The following is a 14,284-nucleotide window of genomic DNA, read 5'->3' as shown; positions in this document are numbered from 1 at the left end:
CTCGCCGCCACGTGCCGACCTCGGCGGGGCGGGCGTGTCAGCGGGTGGTCGTAGCCTGGCCGCAGCCGACCCCGCACCGGCGCGGGGTCGCCGGTCTCAGGGGAGCGGACATGGCACACGGCGACATCACGCACATCGACATCCCGGTCGACGACATGGAGCGCGCGAAGGGCTTCTACGGCGGGCTGTTCGGCTGGACGATCGAGGAGTACCCCGGCTACGAGGGCTACCCGATGTGGCGGGCCCCGAACCAGATCAGCGGTGGCGGCCTCGCCCCGCGCGACGACACCTTCGACCGGCCGCGGTCCTACGTCGAGGTCGACTCCATCGACGAGACCCTGCGGAGGGTGACCGAGCTCGGCGGGCGCGAGGTGCGGCCCAAGACCGAGATCAGCCCGACCAGCTGGTGGGCGGCGTTCGTCGACACCGAGGGCAACGAGATCGGGCTGTACGAGGGCACGGAGGACGGCGAGGGGGCGGAGTGACCCACCTGCGCGCGGCATGACGAAGGGCCCGCCACCTGCGCTGACGCGGTGGCGGGCCCTTCGACCTGCGGAGGATGGGGGATTCGAACCCCCGAGGGCGTTAACCCAACACGCTTTCCAAGCGTGCGCCATAGGCCACTAGGCGAATCCTCCCGGCCGTAAGAGGGTACCCGAGGCCGAGGGGTGCTCGGTAACCGGGCCGCGGCGCCCCCTGGCCACGCCCGTCGGTGCCGTGTGGTGGGCTGTCCTCCGTGCCCCTGGGACCCGCCCTCCCCGTCCGCCGCGTCCGCGCCGACGACCGCGAGCCCGTCCCGCCCGGCGCCTGGTTCGCCCGCGTCCCCGCGGTGGCGCAGGTGCTCCGGGACGGCTGGGAGCTCGGACCGGCGACGGTGCTGGTCGGGGACAACGGCGCGGGGAAGTCGACGTTGGTCGAGGGGCTCGCCATGGCGTTCGGGATGGGCGCCGAGGGCGGGTCGACCGGGGCCCGGGCGCGGACGCGCGCGTCGGAGTCGGCGCTGTGGCGGCACCTGCTGCTGGAGCGCGGTGCCGGCGGGTCGCGGCGCGGGTTCTTCCTGCGGGCCGAGACGATGCACGGCTACTACACGTACCTCGAGGAGAACCCGGCGCGCGGGCCGGAGGCGGCGTTCCACGAGATGTCGCACGGGGAGTCGTTCCTCGAGGTCGTGCAGTCCCGGATGCGCGGTCGCGGCCTGTACGTGCTCGACGAGCCCGAGTCCGCGCTGTCGTTCACCGGCTGCCTGGCGCTGCTCGCGCACCTGCGCGGCGTGGTCGCCGGTGGAGGGCAGGTGGTGCTGTCGACGCACTCGCCCCTGCTCGCCGCGCTGCCCGGCGCCACCGTCGTCGAGGTGGGCGACCACGGGCTGCGCGAGACCGCGTGGGAGGACTCCGAGCTCGTCGTGTCCTGGCGCGGGTTCCTCGAGGCCCCGGAGCGGTATCTGCGGCGGCTCGCGGACTGATACCGGGCGCGACGCGGCCGCGCGGCCCCGAGGGGTCCGAGCGGCCGCGGGCCGGGCGGGCGGGGCGTCAGGCGCCGCCGTCGAGCGCCAGGAGGTGGTCGACCTGGGGCTGGAGCACCCGCTGCAGCAGCACGAGGTTGACGGTCGGCTCCACGATCACGGCCAGCGCGAACCGGTCCCCGACGGGCACGGCGACCACGGCGCCGTCGTCGGTGCGGATCGTGCAGGTGGCGAGGCCGGTCAGCGACGCCCCGGCGGCCGTGTGGTGCGCCATCTCGACCGACGCGACCACGAGGGCGCCCAGGCGGTCGCGGTCGTGCTCCGGCCCGTCGTCGCTGAACGGCGTGCCGTCGCGCTGCACGAGGATGACGCGACGGATCCCCTCGACGGCGTGCCGCAGGGTGGCGGCGACCTGCAGGCCGTTCTGGCGGATGATCATGCCGCGGGGTCCTCCTGGGCGTGCGGGTGGGTCGTCAGATGGCGAGGTCGCGCTCGAGGTTGAGCAGCTGACGGCGGGCCATGGCGAGGTTAGCCCGGCTGCGGTCGAGCACCAGGTACAGGAACAGGCCCTGGCCGTGGTCGCTCTGCAGCAGGCGGATCAGGTGCAGCTGGCTGGTCAGCGTGATGAGGATGTCCTCGATGCCGTCGGACAGGCCGAGCGACGCCAGGGTGCGGAACTTGGCGCGCACCACGTCGGTGTTGCCGGCCGCGGCGAGGTCCAGGTCGATCCCGCCGCCGGCGGAGCCGAGGAGCATCCCGGAGTCGAAGTCGACGAGGGCGACGGCGGTCGCGCCCTCGATCGTCATGGCGGCGGTGAGGGTCGAGTCGACGGTGGCCACGCGGGTGCCTTTCGCAGGGGCGGACGGGTGCCGCCGGAGGGTCGGGGGCGCGACGTGGTCATGGGACCACTCGCCGCACGTACCCGTATCGACAGGTCAGCCGGGGTGCTGAACCCGGGAACCGGGTGATCGGCGACCGGGCGGTCGGTGCCGGCGTCGTCCCGTGCCTCCCGCGTCGGGACACCCCCGCCGCCTGCGTTAGGCTGGGGGCAGACCCCTCGTGCGGCGTCATCTCGCTGAACCCCCCCAGGGCCGGAAGGCAGCAAGGGCAGGTGAGCTCTGGCGGGTGTGCGGGGGGTCCTCGCATGCCCGGTCACGTGCGTCGGCCGCAGGTCGTCCACCCCCGGGCGGACCCGCCGCCCGCGCTCCGACCCCGGTCGCACCCCGGCCCCCTCGACGACCCCACCCCGGGCCGACGCGCCCGGCCCGCGGCCGGGGCGACGCTGGCGGCATGAGCCACACCACCTCCGGGCCCCGGCTGTCCGCCCGCGGCCTCGTCAAGCAGTTCGGGGCGACGACCGCGCTGGCCGGCGTCGACCTGGACGTCGCGGCCGGCGAGTCGGTCGCCGTCATGGGCCCGTCCGGGTCGGGGAAGTCGACGCTGCTGCACTGCCTCGCCGGCATCCTGGTGCCGGACGCCGGCACCGTGGCGCTGTCCGGCCGTGGACTGCACGACCTGGACGAGCGCGAGCGGTCGCTCGTGCGGCGCCGGCAGTACGGGTTCGTGTTCCAGTTCGGGCAGCTGCTCGCGGAGCTGCCGGCCATCGAGAACGTGGCGCTGGCGCCGATGCTGCTCGGGACGCCGCGCCGGGAGGCCACCGAGCTCGCGGGCCGGTGGCTGGCCTCGCTCGGCCTCGCGGGGATGGAGGGCCGGCGGCCCGGCGAGCTGTCCGGCGGCCAGGCGCAGCGGGTGGCGGTGGCGCGGGCCCTGATCACCGGACCCGAGGTCGTGTTCGCCGACGAGCCGACGGGTGCGCTGGACCAGGCCACGGGCCAGGACGTGATGCGGGTGCTGACGGAGACGACCCGGCTGGCCGGCGCGTCCCTGGTCGTCGTCACGCACGACGCGGGCGTCGCGGCCTGGTGCGGGCGCCGGGTCGAGGTGCGCGACGGCCGGGTGGTCGCGGACGAGCGGCGCGCCCCCGAGGTCGCCCGGTGAGCGCGGTGCTGGCGCTCGCGCCCCGGCTGCGCCGGGCCGGCGGGCGCGACGGCCGGCTGACGACCGCCCTCGCCGTCGCCGCCTTCGCGGTGATGACCGCCCTGACGCTGTCGGTGGTCGGCGGCCTGCTGGGGTTCTCGGCCCGGGCCGCCGACCCGGCGGGCGCCTTCCAGCGCGAGTACGGCGACTCGTACGTGGTCCTCGCGTGGACCGCCGTGGTGCTGCTCGTGGTCCCGCTGCTCACGCTGGGCGGGTCCGCCGCCCGGCTCGGCGTCGCGCGCCGGGACGCCCGGCTGGCGACGCTGCGGCTGCTGGGCGTCACGCCGCGCGAGGTGGTGGCGCTCACGGTCGTCGGGACGGCCTGGCAGGGGCTCGTCGGCGCGGTCGCGGGCGTCGCCGGGTACGTGGCGCTGCTGCCGGTCTGGACACGGGTGCCGTTCCAGGGGTCGACGTTCTCCGCGGGGGAGCTGTGGGTCGGCTGGCCCGTCCTGGCCGCGGCGTGCGTGGCCGTGCCGGTGCTCGCGGTCGTGAGCGGCGTCGTGTCGCTGCGCCGCGTCGTCGTGTCGCCGCTCGGGGTCGCGCGCCGGCAGACGCCGCCCGCCATGCGCGCGGTCCGTGCGGTGGTCGCGCTGGTGGCGATGGGCCTGTTCATGGTCGTGCTGCTCGTCCTCGGGCAGCTCGGCGCCTTCGCGGTCGCGTTCGCGATCGGGTCGCTGGCGCTCGGGTTCGGCGCGCTCAACCTGATCGGGCCGTGGGCGCTCGGGCTGGTCGGGCGGCTGCGGGTCCGCCGGGCCCGCACGCCGGCGCAGCTGCTCGCCGCGCGCCGGCTGGTCGACGACCCCCGGGCGACCTGGCGGGTCGTCGGCGGTCTCGGCCTGGCCGGGTTCGTCGCCGGGGCGCTCGCGGTGGTGCCGCTGCTCGCCTCGGCGTCGGCGGGCGAGGGGGCGTCCGCGGCGGAGGTCGCGGAGACGGCGACGTTCACCGGCGACCTGATGCGCGGCGCGCTGCTCACCCTCGGCATCACGTTCCTGGTGGCCGCGGCGGCGGCCGGCATCACGCAGGCCGCCACCGTCCTGGACCGCCGGCGGGAGTACGCGCTGCAGGTGCTGGCCGGCACGCCGGTCGCGCTGCTCGACTCCGTGCGCCGCCGCGAGGTGCTCGTCCCGATGCTGCTCGTCGCCGTCGGCTCGGCCGCCACGGCGGTCGTGATGATGTCCCCGGTGTTCGGGATCGCCGGGCTCACGGACCCGAGCGGGCTCCTGCTGCTCGTGGGGTGCCTCACAGCCGGGTGCCTGCTCGTGCTCGCCGCGACCGAGACGAGCCGGCCCCTGCTGCGCTCGGTGCTGGCGGAGACGCAGGTCAGGCCCGACTGAGCGCCCCCGAGGCGGTCCGCGGGCGGTGCGGCCCGGGTCGCCCCGGACGGGTGATCTCACCCGTCTCGACGCGCGCGTGCGAGCGTCCCCGGTGATGCTGGTACTCCGCGTCGGGGAGGTTCGCAGGTGGGTGAGGAGCTCGAGCAGGCGACCGCGCCTGCACCCGGCGGCGTCCCCGCGCCCGCGCCGCGGCCCCGGGAGCAGGCGCTCCCGGCGGGCCTGGTGCTCGGCGGCCGGTACGAGCTCGGCGAGCGCATCGGCCGCGGCGGGATGGCCGAGGTGCACGTGGCGCGCGACCGCGTCCTGGACCGGGACGTCGCCGTCAAGGTGTTCCACCCCTCCGCGGACGGGCAGGACGCCGACGAGCGGCACCGGGCGGAGATGCTGCTGCTGGCGCGGCTCAGCCACCCGGGCCTCGTCGTGATGCTCGACGCCGGCACCACCGAGCTGCCCGGCGGCGTGCCGCAGGACTACCTCGTGATGGAGCTGGTGCGCGGCCCGTCGCTGTCGGCGCGGCTCGCGGAGGGTCCGATGTCCGTCGAGGACGCCGCGCTCGTCGGCGTGCACGTCGCCGAGGCGCTCGCGTACATCCACGACGAGGGCGTCGTGCACCGCGACGTGAAGCCCGGGAACATCCTGCTGCCGCCCGCCGACCGCGCGGGGGCCACGGCGTCCTGGACCAAGCTGACCGACTTCGGCATCGCCCGGGTGCGCGCCGACGAGACGGCGACCGCCACCCAGGACCTGCTCGGCACGCCGTCCTACCTCAGCCCGGAGCAGGCGACCGGCGGCCGGCTGACGGCGGCGTCCGACGTGTACGCCCTCGGCCTCGTGCTGGTCGAGTGCCTGACCGCGGAGCGCGCCTTCCCCGGCGACGCGCTGACGTCCGCCGTGGCGCGGCTGCACCGGCCGGTGCCGCTGCCCGAGCGGTTCGGGCCGCGCTGGGCGGAGCTCATCGGCTCGATGACGGCGCTCGACCCGCTGGACCGCCTGACCGCGACGGCCGCCGCCGAGGAGCTGCGCGCGCTGCTGCGGCCCGGGGCGCTGGGCACCGGGCCGGTGGCGGGCGACATCGGGTCGCCCGCCGCGGCGGTCCCGGGCGTCGCGGCCGTGCCGCTGGGGACGGTGTCGCTCCCGGCGCTCGAGGAGCACCCGAGCGGGCCGCTGCCGGAGGGGCCGATGGCCGAGGGGCCGATGGCGGCGGCGCTGGACGACCTCGACGCGCCCACGCTCGGGGTGGACCCGCGGCTGCTCGGGTTGCGGGCGGAGCCGGCGCCGGATCCGGAGGCGGGCGTCCCGGCGCGCCGGCGGCGCGGCCTCGGCGTGGTGGCCGGGTCGGCGCTGCTCGGTGTCGCCGCGGTCGCCGCGAGCATGAGTGCGCTGGCCCCCGACGCGCCGCGGGGCGGCTCGGCGCCGGTCGCGACGACCGAGGAGGTCGCGTCGACGGGCCCCGACGAGGTGGCGCGCCCTGCGGCGGACACCGGGACCGACGCGGTGGCGGACGACGCGGCGGCGGACGACCCGGCGGCGGTGGCCCCGGTGGTCGCGGACCCCGCGGACCCCGGCGCGGGTGCGACGGACCTCGCCGACCCCGGCGCGGACGCCGTCGCCACCGACCCCGGGGCCGGTACGGTGGCGGTCGTCGTCTCGGGCGGCACGACCCCGGCAGCGGAGGACGCCGGCCCCGCGCCGACGCCGCCGGTCGCGGGCGCACCTGCACCTGAGGAGCCTCCGACCACCGACCCGGCCCCGGCCACGGACGGCGCCGCCCCCACCGGAGCCGGCGCCCCCGGACCGGCCGCGAACGCGAACGAGCGCGCCCACGAGAACGCGCGCGGGCGCGCCGCGGCCGCCGGCGGCTGACCGGTTCGACCCCGCGCCCCACCCGCTGAGACGCCGCGGCCCACCCCGCGCGCCCGGGGCTACCGTGCCCGGGCGGGGCCCGGAGCCGCCGGGCCCACCGGCGCGAGGAGACGACACGTGCGGCGACGGCTGCAGACCTGGTCCGAGCTGAGGCCCCTGCTGCGGATGCGTCCGCTCGAGCTGGACCCGGTGGCGCGCCGGCTGTCGCGCGCGTACACGGTCCGGGACCTGCGCACCATCGCCCGGGCGCGCACCCCGCGGTCGGTGTTCGACTACGTCGACGGCGCGGCCGAGGCCGAGGTGTCGCTGCGCCGCGCGCGCCGGGTGCTGCGGGACGTCGAGTTCCGGCCGTCGGTGCTGCGCGACGTCGGCGAGGTCGACCTGTCGACGACGGTGCTCGGCCGCACGGCGGCGGCCCCGTTCCTGTACGCCCCGACCGGTTTCACGCGGATGATGCAGCACGAGGGCGAGCGGGCCGTCGCCCGGTCCGCGGCCCGCACCGGCGTCCCGTACACCCTGTCGACGATGGGCACGACCTCGATCGAGGACCTGGCCGCGGCGGCGCCGGACGGGCGCAACTGGTTCGGGCTGTACGTGTGGAAGGACCGCGGCGCGTCGACCGAGCTCATGGCCCGCGCGAAGGCCGCCGGCTACGAGGCGCTCGTCATCACGGTCGACGTGCCGGTCGGCGGCGCGCGGCTGCGGGACAACCGGAACGGGTTCAGCATCCCGCCGGCCCTGTCGGTGAAGACCGTGGTCGACGGCGCGCTGCACCCGTCCTGGTGGCTCAACTTCCTCACCACCGAGCCGCTGCGGTTCGCGACGCTGGACTCCTGGCAGGGCACCATCGAGGAGCTCGCGGCGCACATGTTCGACCCGACGGTCGAGCTGGCCGACCTGGCGTGGGTGCGCGAGCACTGGGACGGGCCGCTCGTCGTCAAGGGCGTGCAGACGGTCGCCGACGCCGAGCGGGTCGTGGGCGCCGGGGCGGACGCGGTCGTGCTGTCCAACCACGGCGGGCGGCAGCTGGACCGGGCGCCCGTGCCGCTGACCCTTGTCCCGGACACGGTGCAGGCGGTCGGCGACCGGGCCGAGGTCTACGTCGACACCGGCTTCTCGAACGGCGCCGACGTCGTGGCGGCGGTGGCGCACGGCGCGCGGGCGGTCATGCTCGGCCGCGCCTACCTGTACGGCCTGATGGCCGGCGGCGAGCGCGGCGTCGACCGCGTCGGCGAGATCCTGACCACCGAGATCGCCCGGACCCTGCGCCTGCTCGGCGTGCGGTCGCTGGCCGAGCTCACCCCCGAGCACGTGAGGCTGCCGTGACCGCGACCCGCACGCCCGTCGAGCCGGGCCCCGTCGACCCCGCCGTCCCCGCCGCCGCGCCGGACGCCGCGGCGCTCGCGGCCGTGCTCGCCGACCTCCGCGCCGCCCTGCCGGCCGACGCGCTGGTCACCGACGCCGACGCCCTGCGCGGCCGGGCGAAGGACGGCTCCGCGACCCCGCCGACCGGGGACCCCGTGGCGCTGGCGCAGCCGTCGAGCACCGCCGAGGTGTCCGCCGTGCTGCGCGCCGCGCACGCCCACGGCGTCCCGGTCGTCCCGCAGGGCGCGCTGAGCGGGCTGGCCGGCGGCGCCAACGCGGTGCCCGGGGCGATCCTGCTGTCGACCGCCCGGATGACCGGGATCCGCCGGATCGACCCGGTCGACCAGGTCGCCGTCGTCCAGCCGGGCGTCGTCACGAAGGACCTGGCGGACGCGGTCGCCGCCCGCGGGCTGTTCTACCCGCCGGACCCGGCGTCGTACGCGCAGAGCACGATCGGCGGGAACATCGCGACCAACGCGGGCGGGATGCGCTGCGTGAAGTACGGGGTGACCCGCGACTTCGTGCGCTCGCTCGAGGTGGTGCTGGCGGACGGCGAGGTCGTCCGGACGTCCCCGGAGACCGTGAAGGCCGTGGCCGGGCTCGACCTGACCTCGCTGGTCGTCGGGTCGGAGGGCACGCTCGCGGTCGTCACCGAGGCGACGCTCGGCCTGCTGCCGGCTCCCGGCCCGGACCGCGGCGTGTGCGCGACGTTCCCGACGGTGGCCGACGCGCTCGAGGCGGCCAACGCGATCGTCGCGAGCCCGCACCGGCCGTCGACGCTCGAGCTGCTGGACGGCGCAGTCCTCGCGTCGCTGGTGGCGTACGACCCGGAGGCAGGCCTGCCGGCGGGCGCGGAGGCGATGCTGCTCGCGATCACCGACGAGGCGCTCTTCGGGCCCGAGGACGTCGCGGCCTACGAGCGGATCACGCGCGAGCACGGCGCGCTCACGGTCGACGTCGCCCACGACGAGGAGCGGCTGCACGCGCTGCTGCGCGCCCGGCGGGCGTTCAACCCGGCGATGCGCGCGGTGCGCGGCGGCAGCATCAACGAGGACGTGGCCGTGCCGCGCACCCGCCTGCCCGAGCTGCTGGAGCGGCTCGGTGACATCTCGGCGCAGGTCGGGCTGCCGATCGGCACCGGCGGGCACGTCGGCGACGGCAACCTGCACCCGGTGATCGCGTTCGACCCGGCGGACCCCGCGCAGGTCGCCGCGGCGGCGGAGGCGCACACGCGGATCCTCGGGCTGGCGGTCGAGCTCGGCGGCACGGTCACGGGGGAGCACGGCATCGGCACCGAGAAGCGCGGGGCCCTCGCGGGCGAGCTCGGCGAGCGGGTGCTCGCGATCCAGCGCGGCATCAAGGCGGTCCTGGACCCGCGGGGCATCCTCAACCCGGGCAAGAAGCTCTAGCCGGCCCGCCGCCGGCCTGGCCCGCCGACCGCCGGCCTCGCCCGCCGAGGTCGGTGGTCCGCGCCGAGGTCGGTGCCTGCAACCACCGACCTCGGCCGGAGGGCCCGACCTCGGTGGAGACGACGGCGCCCGCGCCGCTCCCCGGGGTGGGGGCGGCGCGGGCGCGGTGCTCGGCGACGACGCGCGTCAGCGGCGCATGACGCGGCGGGCCAGGTAGTTGCCCAGGAACTGGGCGAGCTGGACCATCACCACGATCACCGCGACGGCGGTCCACGTGACCACGTCGTTGAACCGCTGGTACCCGTAGACGATCGCGAAGTCGCCGAGGCCGCCGGCGCCGATCGCGCCCGCGACCGCCGTCATGTCGACGATGCCGACGAACAGGAACGTGAAGCCGAGGATGAGCGGGCCGAGCGTCTCGGGGACGATCACGGTCGCGATGATCCGCATGGGGCCGGCGCCCATCGCGCGCGCCGCCTCGATCACGCCGGGATCGAGCGCGACGAGGTTCTGCTCGACGATCCGCGAGGTCGCGAACGTCGCCATGATCGCGAGCGCGGGGATCGCGGCCTCGACGCCGTACGAGGCGCCCGTCAGCGCCTGGGTCAGCGGCCGGACCGCGGTGATGAAGATGATGAACGGGATCGGCCGGATGATGTTGACCAGCACGTTGAGCACGAGGAACACCGGCCGGTTGGCCAGGATGTTGCCCGCGCGGGTCACGTAGAGCGCGATGCCGACGAGCAGGCCGGCGAGGCCGCCGATCGCCAGGGCGGCGATCGCCATCTGCAGGGTCTCGCCGAGGGCCTGCCAGAGCTCGGGCCACAGGCTGACGCCGTTGCTGTTCACGCGCCCACCTCCTTCGTCGCGGGGCCGGCGTCGTCGCCGTCGGGGGTGTGCTCGACCACCTCGGTGTGCGCGCGCAGGTCGGCGAGGAACGCGTCGATCGCGGCGTCCGGGCCCCCCAGCGCGAAGGTGAGCGAGCCGAGCGGGCGGGAGTTCACCTCGGTGATGCCGCCGAACACGACGTGCCCGTCGATCCCGTGAGCGCGCAGCCGCTCGGTGACGATGATGTCGGCGGTCGCCTCGCTCTCCCGGATCGCGATCGTGACGATCCGGCCGGCGTGCCGCTCGCGCAGCCGGGCGACCACGTCGGGGCGCGGGCGGTCGTGCAACGCGGCGCCGATGAACCGGCGGGTGACCGGCTGCTCGGGCTCCGCGAACACGCGGTACACGTCGCCCTGCTCGACGACCTTGCCGTGCTCCATCACCGCGACCTTGTGGCACAGGTAGGACACGACGGACATCTCGTGGGTGATGACGACGATCGTCACGCCGAGCTCGCGGTTGACCCGGCGGAGCAGGTCGAGCACGTCCTTGGTGGTCTCGGGGTCGAGCGCGCTGGTGGCCTCGTCCGCGAGCAGCAGGGCGGGCGACGTGGCGAGCGCCCGGGCGATGCCGACGCGCTGCTTCTGGCCGCCGGACAGCTGGTCGGGGTACTGCTTGGCCTTGTCGGACAGGCCGACGAACTCGAGCAGCTCGCGCACGCGCTCCTCGCGCTTCGCCTTCGGCCACTTCGCCACCTTGAGCGGGTACGCGACGTTCGCGGCGACGGTGCGCGACTTCAGCAGGTTGAACTGCTGGAAGATGAAGCCGATCCCGGCCCGGGCGGGGCGCAGGCCGCGCTCCTTCAGCCCGGTGAGCTCCGTGCCGTCGACGACCACCTGCCCGGAGGTCGGGGTCTCGAGCGCGTTGATCAGCCGGACCAGCGTGCTCTTGCCGGCGCCGGAGTAGCCGATCACGCCGAACACGTCGCCGCGCTCGATGTCGAGCGTGACGCCGTCGACGGCGCGGACGGGGCCCGATGCCCCGTCGAACACCTTCGACACGTCGCGCAGGGAGACCATCGCGGTCATCGGGTCACCGTCCTGGGGTGGGGGTCGCCCGCGGGTGCGGGTGGCGGGTGCCGGCGACGCGCCGGCGGGCGTCCGCGCGCCGGGCGACCTCGGGCCGCCCGGCGCGCGGTGGTGCGTCAGCCGGCGTCGCGGACCTGGTCCTCGAGCTCCGTCAGGCTCTCCTGCAGCTCCTCGGGGCTGAGGTCCTGCTCGACCGCGGTGCCCTGGTTCTCCTCCAGGAGCTGGCCGATGACCTCGTCGCGGTGGTAGATCTCGATGAGCTCCGCGTACACCGGGTTGTCGGCGTCCTCGGCGCGGGAGACCCAGATGTTCACGTACGGGCGGGCCGTCTCCGTGTCCTCCAGGTCGGAGTAGATCGCCGTCGTCGGGTCGATGCCCGCGTCGGCGGCGAAGTTGTTGTTCACGATCGCGCCGTCCAGGTCCTGCAGCTGGATCGCGGTCTGGTTCGCGTCGACCGGGACGACGCTCACGCGGGACGCCGCGGTGTCGATCTCGGCGGGGGTGGACAGCGCGTTGCCGCCGTCCTGCAGCGCGATCAGGCCGGCCGACTGCAGCACGAGCAGGGCACGGGCCTGGTTCGTCGGGTCGTTCGGGATGGCGATCTCGGCGCCGTCCGGGATCTCGTCCGGCGAGGTGTAGCCCTTGGTCGTGTACAGGCCCAGCTGGTAGATGACCGTCGCGCCGATCGGGGCGAGGTCGTCGTCCGCGCTGACGTTGTAGTTGGCCAGGAACAGCAGGTGCTGGAACTGGTTCAGCTCCAGCTGGCCCTCGCTGAGCACGGTGTTCGGCTGCTGGTAGTCGGTGAAGTTCACCAGCTCGACCTCGATGCCCTCCTCGGCGGCGAGGTCGGTGAACGTCTGCCAGTACTCCTTGCTGATGTCGGTCACGCCGACGCGCACGGTCACCGGGTTGTCCGGGTCCGCGGCGGTCGGCGCGGCCGCGGGCTCGCCGCCGGAGCAGGCGGCCAGGGCGCCCACGGCGAGGGCGGCGAGGGCGGCGGTCAGTCTGCGCTTCATGGTCGTGCTGCCTTCCGGTGGATCCTGTCGTCGGGCTCGGCTCGTGGCCTGCCCGTCTGCGAGCCGGTGGCCGGGCCCGCGGGGCGATGGCGTGCGACGGGGCCGCGGCGCCGGGGTGGTCGTCCGGCGGCGGGCTCCGGGCCGTGCGGCGTGCGCCGCCGGGGCGTCGGGGCCGCTGAGGAGTCCGGTCGGGCCGGTCGGCTCGTCAGGAGCGTCGGGCCGGGCGGGACGTCCGCCGCGGGAGGGCCGTGCTGCGAGGGTGCAGCGTCAGCACATCAGCTGACAGCAGCACATGAGACCGCAGGACGCCCCGGCCGTGGCGCGCATCGGCTGCGCGCGGCGCTCGGTGGCGGCGTGGGTGCTCACGTACTCGACTCCTGTCCCTGGGTGGGGCGGACGCGGGCGACCCTAGCACCCGCCGGGAGTGCCGCATCCGCGGGTCTCACGGCACCCGGGTGGGGCCGTGGCGCACACGCTGCCACCGCCCCCGCGGTCCCGCCACCGAGCGGGCGCGGGCCGGGCACGCCGACGGCGCACGGGACACCACGAGGGCGCACGACAACGCGTGCGCCCTCAGGGTGTCCGGTGCGCCATGGGCGCTCAGGCGTTCTCGCGGACCAGGTCCTCGAGCTCGGCCAGGTCGGCCTGCAGCTCCTCGGCCGGCACGTCCTCGATCACCGCGGTGCCGCCGTTCTCCTCCACCAGCTGGTCGGTGACCTCCGGCGAGTGGTAGATGTCGATGAGCTGGGAGTACACCGGGTTGTCGGCGTCCTCGGCCCGGGCGACCCACAGGTTCAGGTACGGCCGCGCGGTGTCGGTGTCCTCGAGGTCCGAGTAGATGGCCGTCGTCGGGTCGATGCCGGCATCGGTCGCGAAGTTGTTGTTGATGATCGCGCCGTCCAGCGTCTGCAGCTGCACCGCGGTCTGGTTCGCGTCGACCGGGACGACCGTCACCTTCGACGCGGCCTCGTCGACCTCGGCGGGCGTCGAGAAGGCGTTGCCGCCGTCGACCAGCGAGATCAGGCCGGCCGACTGGAGCACCAGCAGGGCGCGGGCCTGGTTGACCACGTCGTTCGGGATAGCGATCTCGGCGCCCTCGGGGACGTCCTCGGGGGAGGCGTAGCCCTTGGTCGTGTAGAGGCCGAGCTGGTAGATCGCCGTGGAGCCGATCGGCTGCAGGTCGTCGTCGGAGTTCACGTTGTAGTTCGCCAGGTACAGCAGGTGCTGGAACTGGTTCAGCTCCAGGTCCGCCGAGCTGAGGATCGGGTTCGGCTGCGTGTAGTCGGTGAAGTTCACCAGCTCGACGTCGATGCCCTCCTCCGCGGCGAGGTCGGTGAACGTCGTCCAGTACTCCTGGGCCTTGTCGGTCACGCCGACCCGGACCGTGACGCGGTTGTCCGCGTCGGCGGTCGCGGTCGCGCCGGCCGAGCTCTCGCCGCCGCCGGACGCGCAGGCGGCGAGCGACGCGGTGGCGGCGATCGCGGCGATCCAGGCGGTCAGGGTGCGCTTCATGGGGGTGTGCCTCTCGGGTGGGCCCGGCGGGGGACGCGCCGGGTCGGGGGGGCTGCGCGGGGTCGGGGGGGGGCGCGGCGGTGCGGTCGCACGGCGGCGCGGGTGCGGCGTGGCCGCGGGGCGGTGCCCGGTGGGGGCGGCAGGGCTCGCGCCCGGCGGTGCTCCGCGCGGTCAGGCCGCGGGGGTACAGCGACAGGCGACGGCCTGCGCGGGCGCGCACATCGAGGGGCGGCAGGTGGTCGTGGCGCGCTGGCGCATCGTGCTGCCTCCTCCTCGGGCGTCCGGGGCGGACCGGTGGTCCGCGATGTCGGCGAACCTAGCGAGGCGTCTCGCAAGATGGAACAGAGCGTCCAGTATATGGGACGTGGTA

General features: G+C 75.7%; 13 protein-coding genes, 1 tRNA gene and 1 other RNA gene. 8 read left to right on the top strand and 7 right to left on the bottom strand.

Features of this window, described 5'->3' with window-relative positions; genetic code table 11:
* The first annotated feature begins 110 nt into the window (after positions 1–110).
* On the top strand, positions 111–485 hold the full coding sequence (locus Cpa01nite_RS13765; RefSeq protein WP_203669311.1) for a VOC family protein: 375 nt from the start codon (positions 111–113) through the stop codon (positions 483–485).
* 68 nt (positions 486–553) lie between these two features.
* Here the strand turns inward: Cpa01nite_RS13765 and Cpa01nite_RS13760 are convergent.
* A tRNA-Ser gene (locus Cpa01nite_RS13760) sits at positions 554–638 on the bottom strand.
* A 104-nt stretch (positions 639–742) separates the two neighbouring features.
* Between Cpa01nite_RS13760 and Cpa01nite_RS13755 the strand changes: the two genes are divergently transcribed.
* Positions 743–1,462, top strand: coding sequence for an AAA family ATPase (locus tag Cpa01nite_RS13755; RefSeq protein WP_203669338.1), 720 nt, complete (start codon positions 743–745; stop codon positions 1,460–1,462).
* Positions 1,463–1,529: 67 nt separating this feature from the next.
* Here the strand turns inward: Cpa01nite_RS13755 and Cpa01nite_RS13750 are convergent, their stop codons facing one another.
* Complete coding sequence (locus Cpa01nite_RS13750) at positions 1,530–1,901, bottom strand: roadblock/LC7 domain-containing protein (RefSeq protein ID WP_203669310.1); 372 nt, start codon at positions 1,899–1,901, stop codon at positions 1,530–1,532.
* A gap of 34 nt (positions 1,902–1,935) precedes the next feature.
* Positions 1,936–2,301 (bottom strand): hypothetical protein, encoded by a 366-nt coding sequence (locus Cpa01nite_RS13745; RefSeq protein ID WP_203669309.1) that lies wholly within the window; start codon positions 2,299–2,301, stop codon positions 1,936–1,938.
* A gap of 209 nt (positions 2,302–2,510) precedes the next feature.
* Here Cpa01nite_RS13745 and ffs point away from each other — a divergent pair.
* The 6 genes from ffs (at position 2,511) to Cpa01nite_RS13715 (ending at position 9,470) form a co-directional block, all read left to right on the top strand.
* Positions 2,511–2,607: signal recognition particle sRNA small type (gene ffs, locus Cpa01nite_RS13740), an RNA gene on the top strand.
* A 145-nt stretch (positions 2,608–2,752) separates the two neighbouring features.
* Positions 2,753–3,460 (top strand): ABC transporter ATP-binding protein, encoded by a 708-nt coding sequence (locus Cpa01nite_RS13735; RefSeq protein WP_203669308.1) that lies wholly within the window; start codon positions 2,753–2,755, stop codon positions 3,458–3,460.
* Positions 3,457–4,833, top strand: a complete 1,377-nt coding sequence (locus Cpa01nite_RS13730) for an FtsX-like permease family protein (protein ID WP_203669307.1) — start codon at positions 3,457–3,459, stop codon at positions 4,831–4,833. Before Cpa01nite_RS13735 ends, Cpa01nite_RS13730 begins: the two co-directional genes overlap by 4 nt.
* 126 nt (positions 4,834–4,959) lie before the next feature.
* On the top strand, positions 4,960–6,696 hold the full coding sequence (locus Cpa01nite_RS18905) for a serine/threonine-protein kinase (RefSeq protein WP_203669306.1): 1,737 nt from the start codon (positions 4,960–4,962) through the stop codon (positions 6,694–6,696).
* A 117-nt stretch (positions 6,697–6,813) separates the two neighbouring features.
* Positions 6,814–8,022 (top strand): alpha-hydroxy acid oxidase, encoded by a 1,209-nt coding sequence (locus Cpa01nite_RS13720; protein ID WP_239068779.1) that lies wholly within the window; start codon positions 6,814–6,816, stop codon positions 8,020–8,022.
* Entirely contained in the window at positions 8,019–9,470 is a 1,452-nt protein-coding gene (locus tag Cpa01nite_RS13715; protein WP_239068778.1) for an FAD-binding oxidoreductase, read from the top strand. Before Cpa01nite_RS13720 ends, Cpa01nite_RS13715 begins: the two co-directional genes overlap by 4 nt.
* A gap of 186 nt (positions 9,471–9,656) precedes the next feature.
* On the opposite strand, the gene Cpa01nite_RS13710 is transcribed toward Cpa01nite_RS13715, so the two are convergent.
* The 4 genes from Cpa01nite_RS13710 to Cpa01nite_RS13695 form a co-directional block, all read right to left on the bottom strand.
* Positions 9,657–10,256 carry a methionine ABC transporter permease gene (locus Cpa01nite_RS13710; RefSeq protein WP_203669335.1) on the bottom strand — a complete coding sequence of 200 codons (600 nt, stop codon included), beginning with the start codon at positions 10,254–10,256 and terminating at the stop codon, positions 9,657–9,659.
* Positions 10,257–10,315: 59 nt separating this feature from the next.
* A complete protein-coding gene (locus Cpa01nite_RS13705; protein ID WP_203669305.1) occupies positions 10,316–11,386 on the bottom strand; it encodes a methionine ABC transporter ATP-binding protein in 1,071 nt (356 codons plus the stop codon).
* Between the two features lie 116 nt (positions 11,387–11,502).
* Entirely contained in the window at positions 11,503–12,402 is a 900-nt protein-coding gene (locus Cpa01nite_RS13700) for a MetQ/NlpA family ABC transporter substrate-binding protein (protein WP_203669304.1), read from the bottom strand.
* A gap of 600 nt (positions 12,403–13,002) precedes the next feature.
* The gene (locus Cpa01nite_RS13695) at positions 13,003–13,914 is read right to left on the bottom strand and encodes a MetQ/NlpA family ABC transporter substrate-binding protein (RefSeq protein ID WP_203669303.1); all 912 of its coding nucleotides are present in this window, start codon (positions 13,912–13,914) and stop codon (positions 13,003–13,005) included.
* Positions 13,915–14,284 lie beyond the last annotated feature (370 nt).

It is taken from the genome of Cellulomonas pakistanensis (genome assembly GCF_016862755.1).
Classification (GTDB): Bacteria; Actinomycetota; Actinomycetes; order Actinomycetales; family Cellulomonadaceae; genus Cellulomonas; species Cellulomonas pakistanensis.
This window is presented reverse-complemented; position numbering and strand designations above follow the sequence as displayed.

Coding starts and splice junctions, on each gene's coding strand:
- Cpa01nite_RS13705 (WP_203669305.1), bottom strand. CDS start 11,386: ATGACCGCGATGGTCTCCCTGCGCGACGTGTCGAAGGTGTTCGACGGG.
- Cpa01nite_RS13695 (WP_203669303.1), bottom strand. CDS start 13,914: ATGAAGCGCACCCTGACCGCCTGGATCGCCGCGATCGCCGCCACCGCG.
- Cpa01nite_RS13735 (WP_203669308.1), top strand. CDS start 2,753: ATGAGCCACACCACCTCCGGGCCCCGGCTGTCCGCCCGCGGCCTCGTC.
- Cpa01nite_RS13710 (WP_203669335.1), bottom strand. CDS start 10,256: ATGGCGATCGCCGCCCTGGCGATCGGCGGCCTCGCCGGCCTGCTCGTC.
- Cpa01nite_RS13700 (WP_203669304.1), bottom strand. CDS start 12,402: ATGAAGCGCAGACTGACCGCCGCCCTCGCCGCCCTCGCCGTGGGCGCC.
- Cpa01nite_RS13750 (WP_203669310.1), bottom strand. CDS start 1,901: ATGATCATCCGCCAGAACGGCCTGCAGGTCGCCGCCACCCTGCGGCAC.
- Cpa01nite_RS13765 (WP_203669311.1), top strand. CDS start 111: ATGGCACACGGCGACATCACGCACATCGACATCCCGGTCGACGACATG.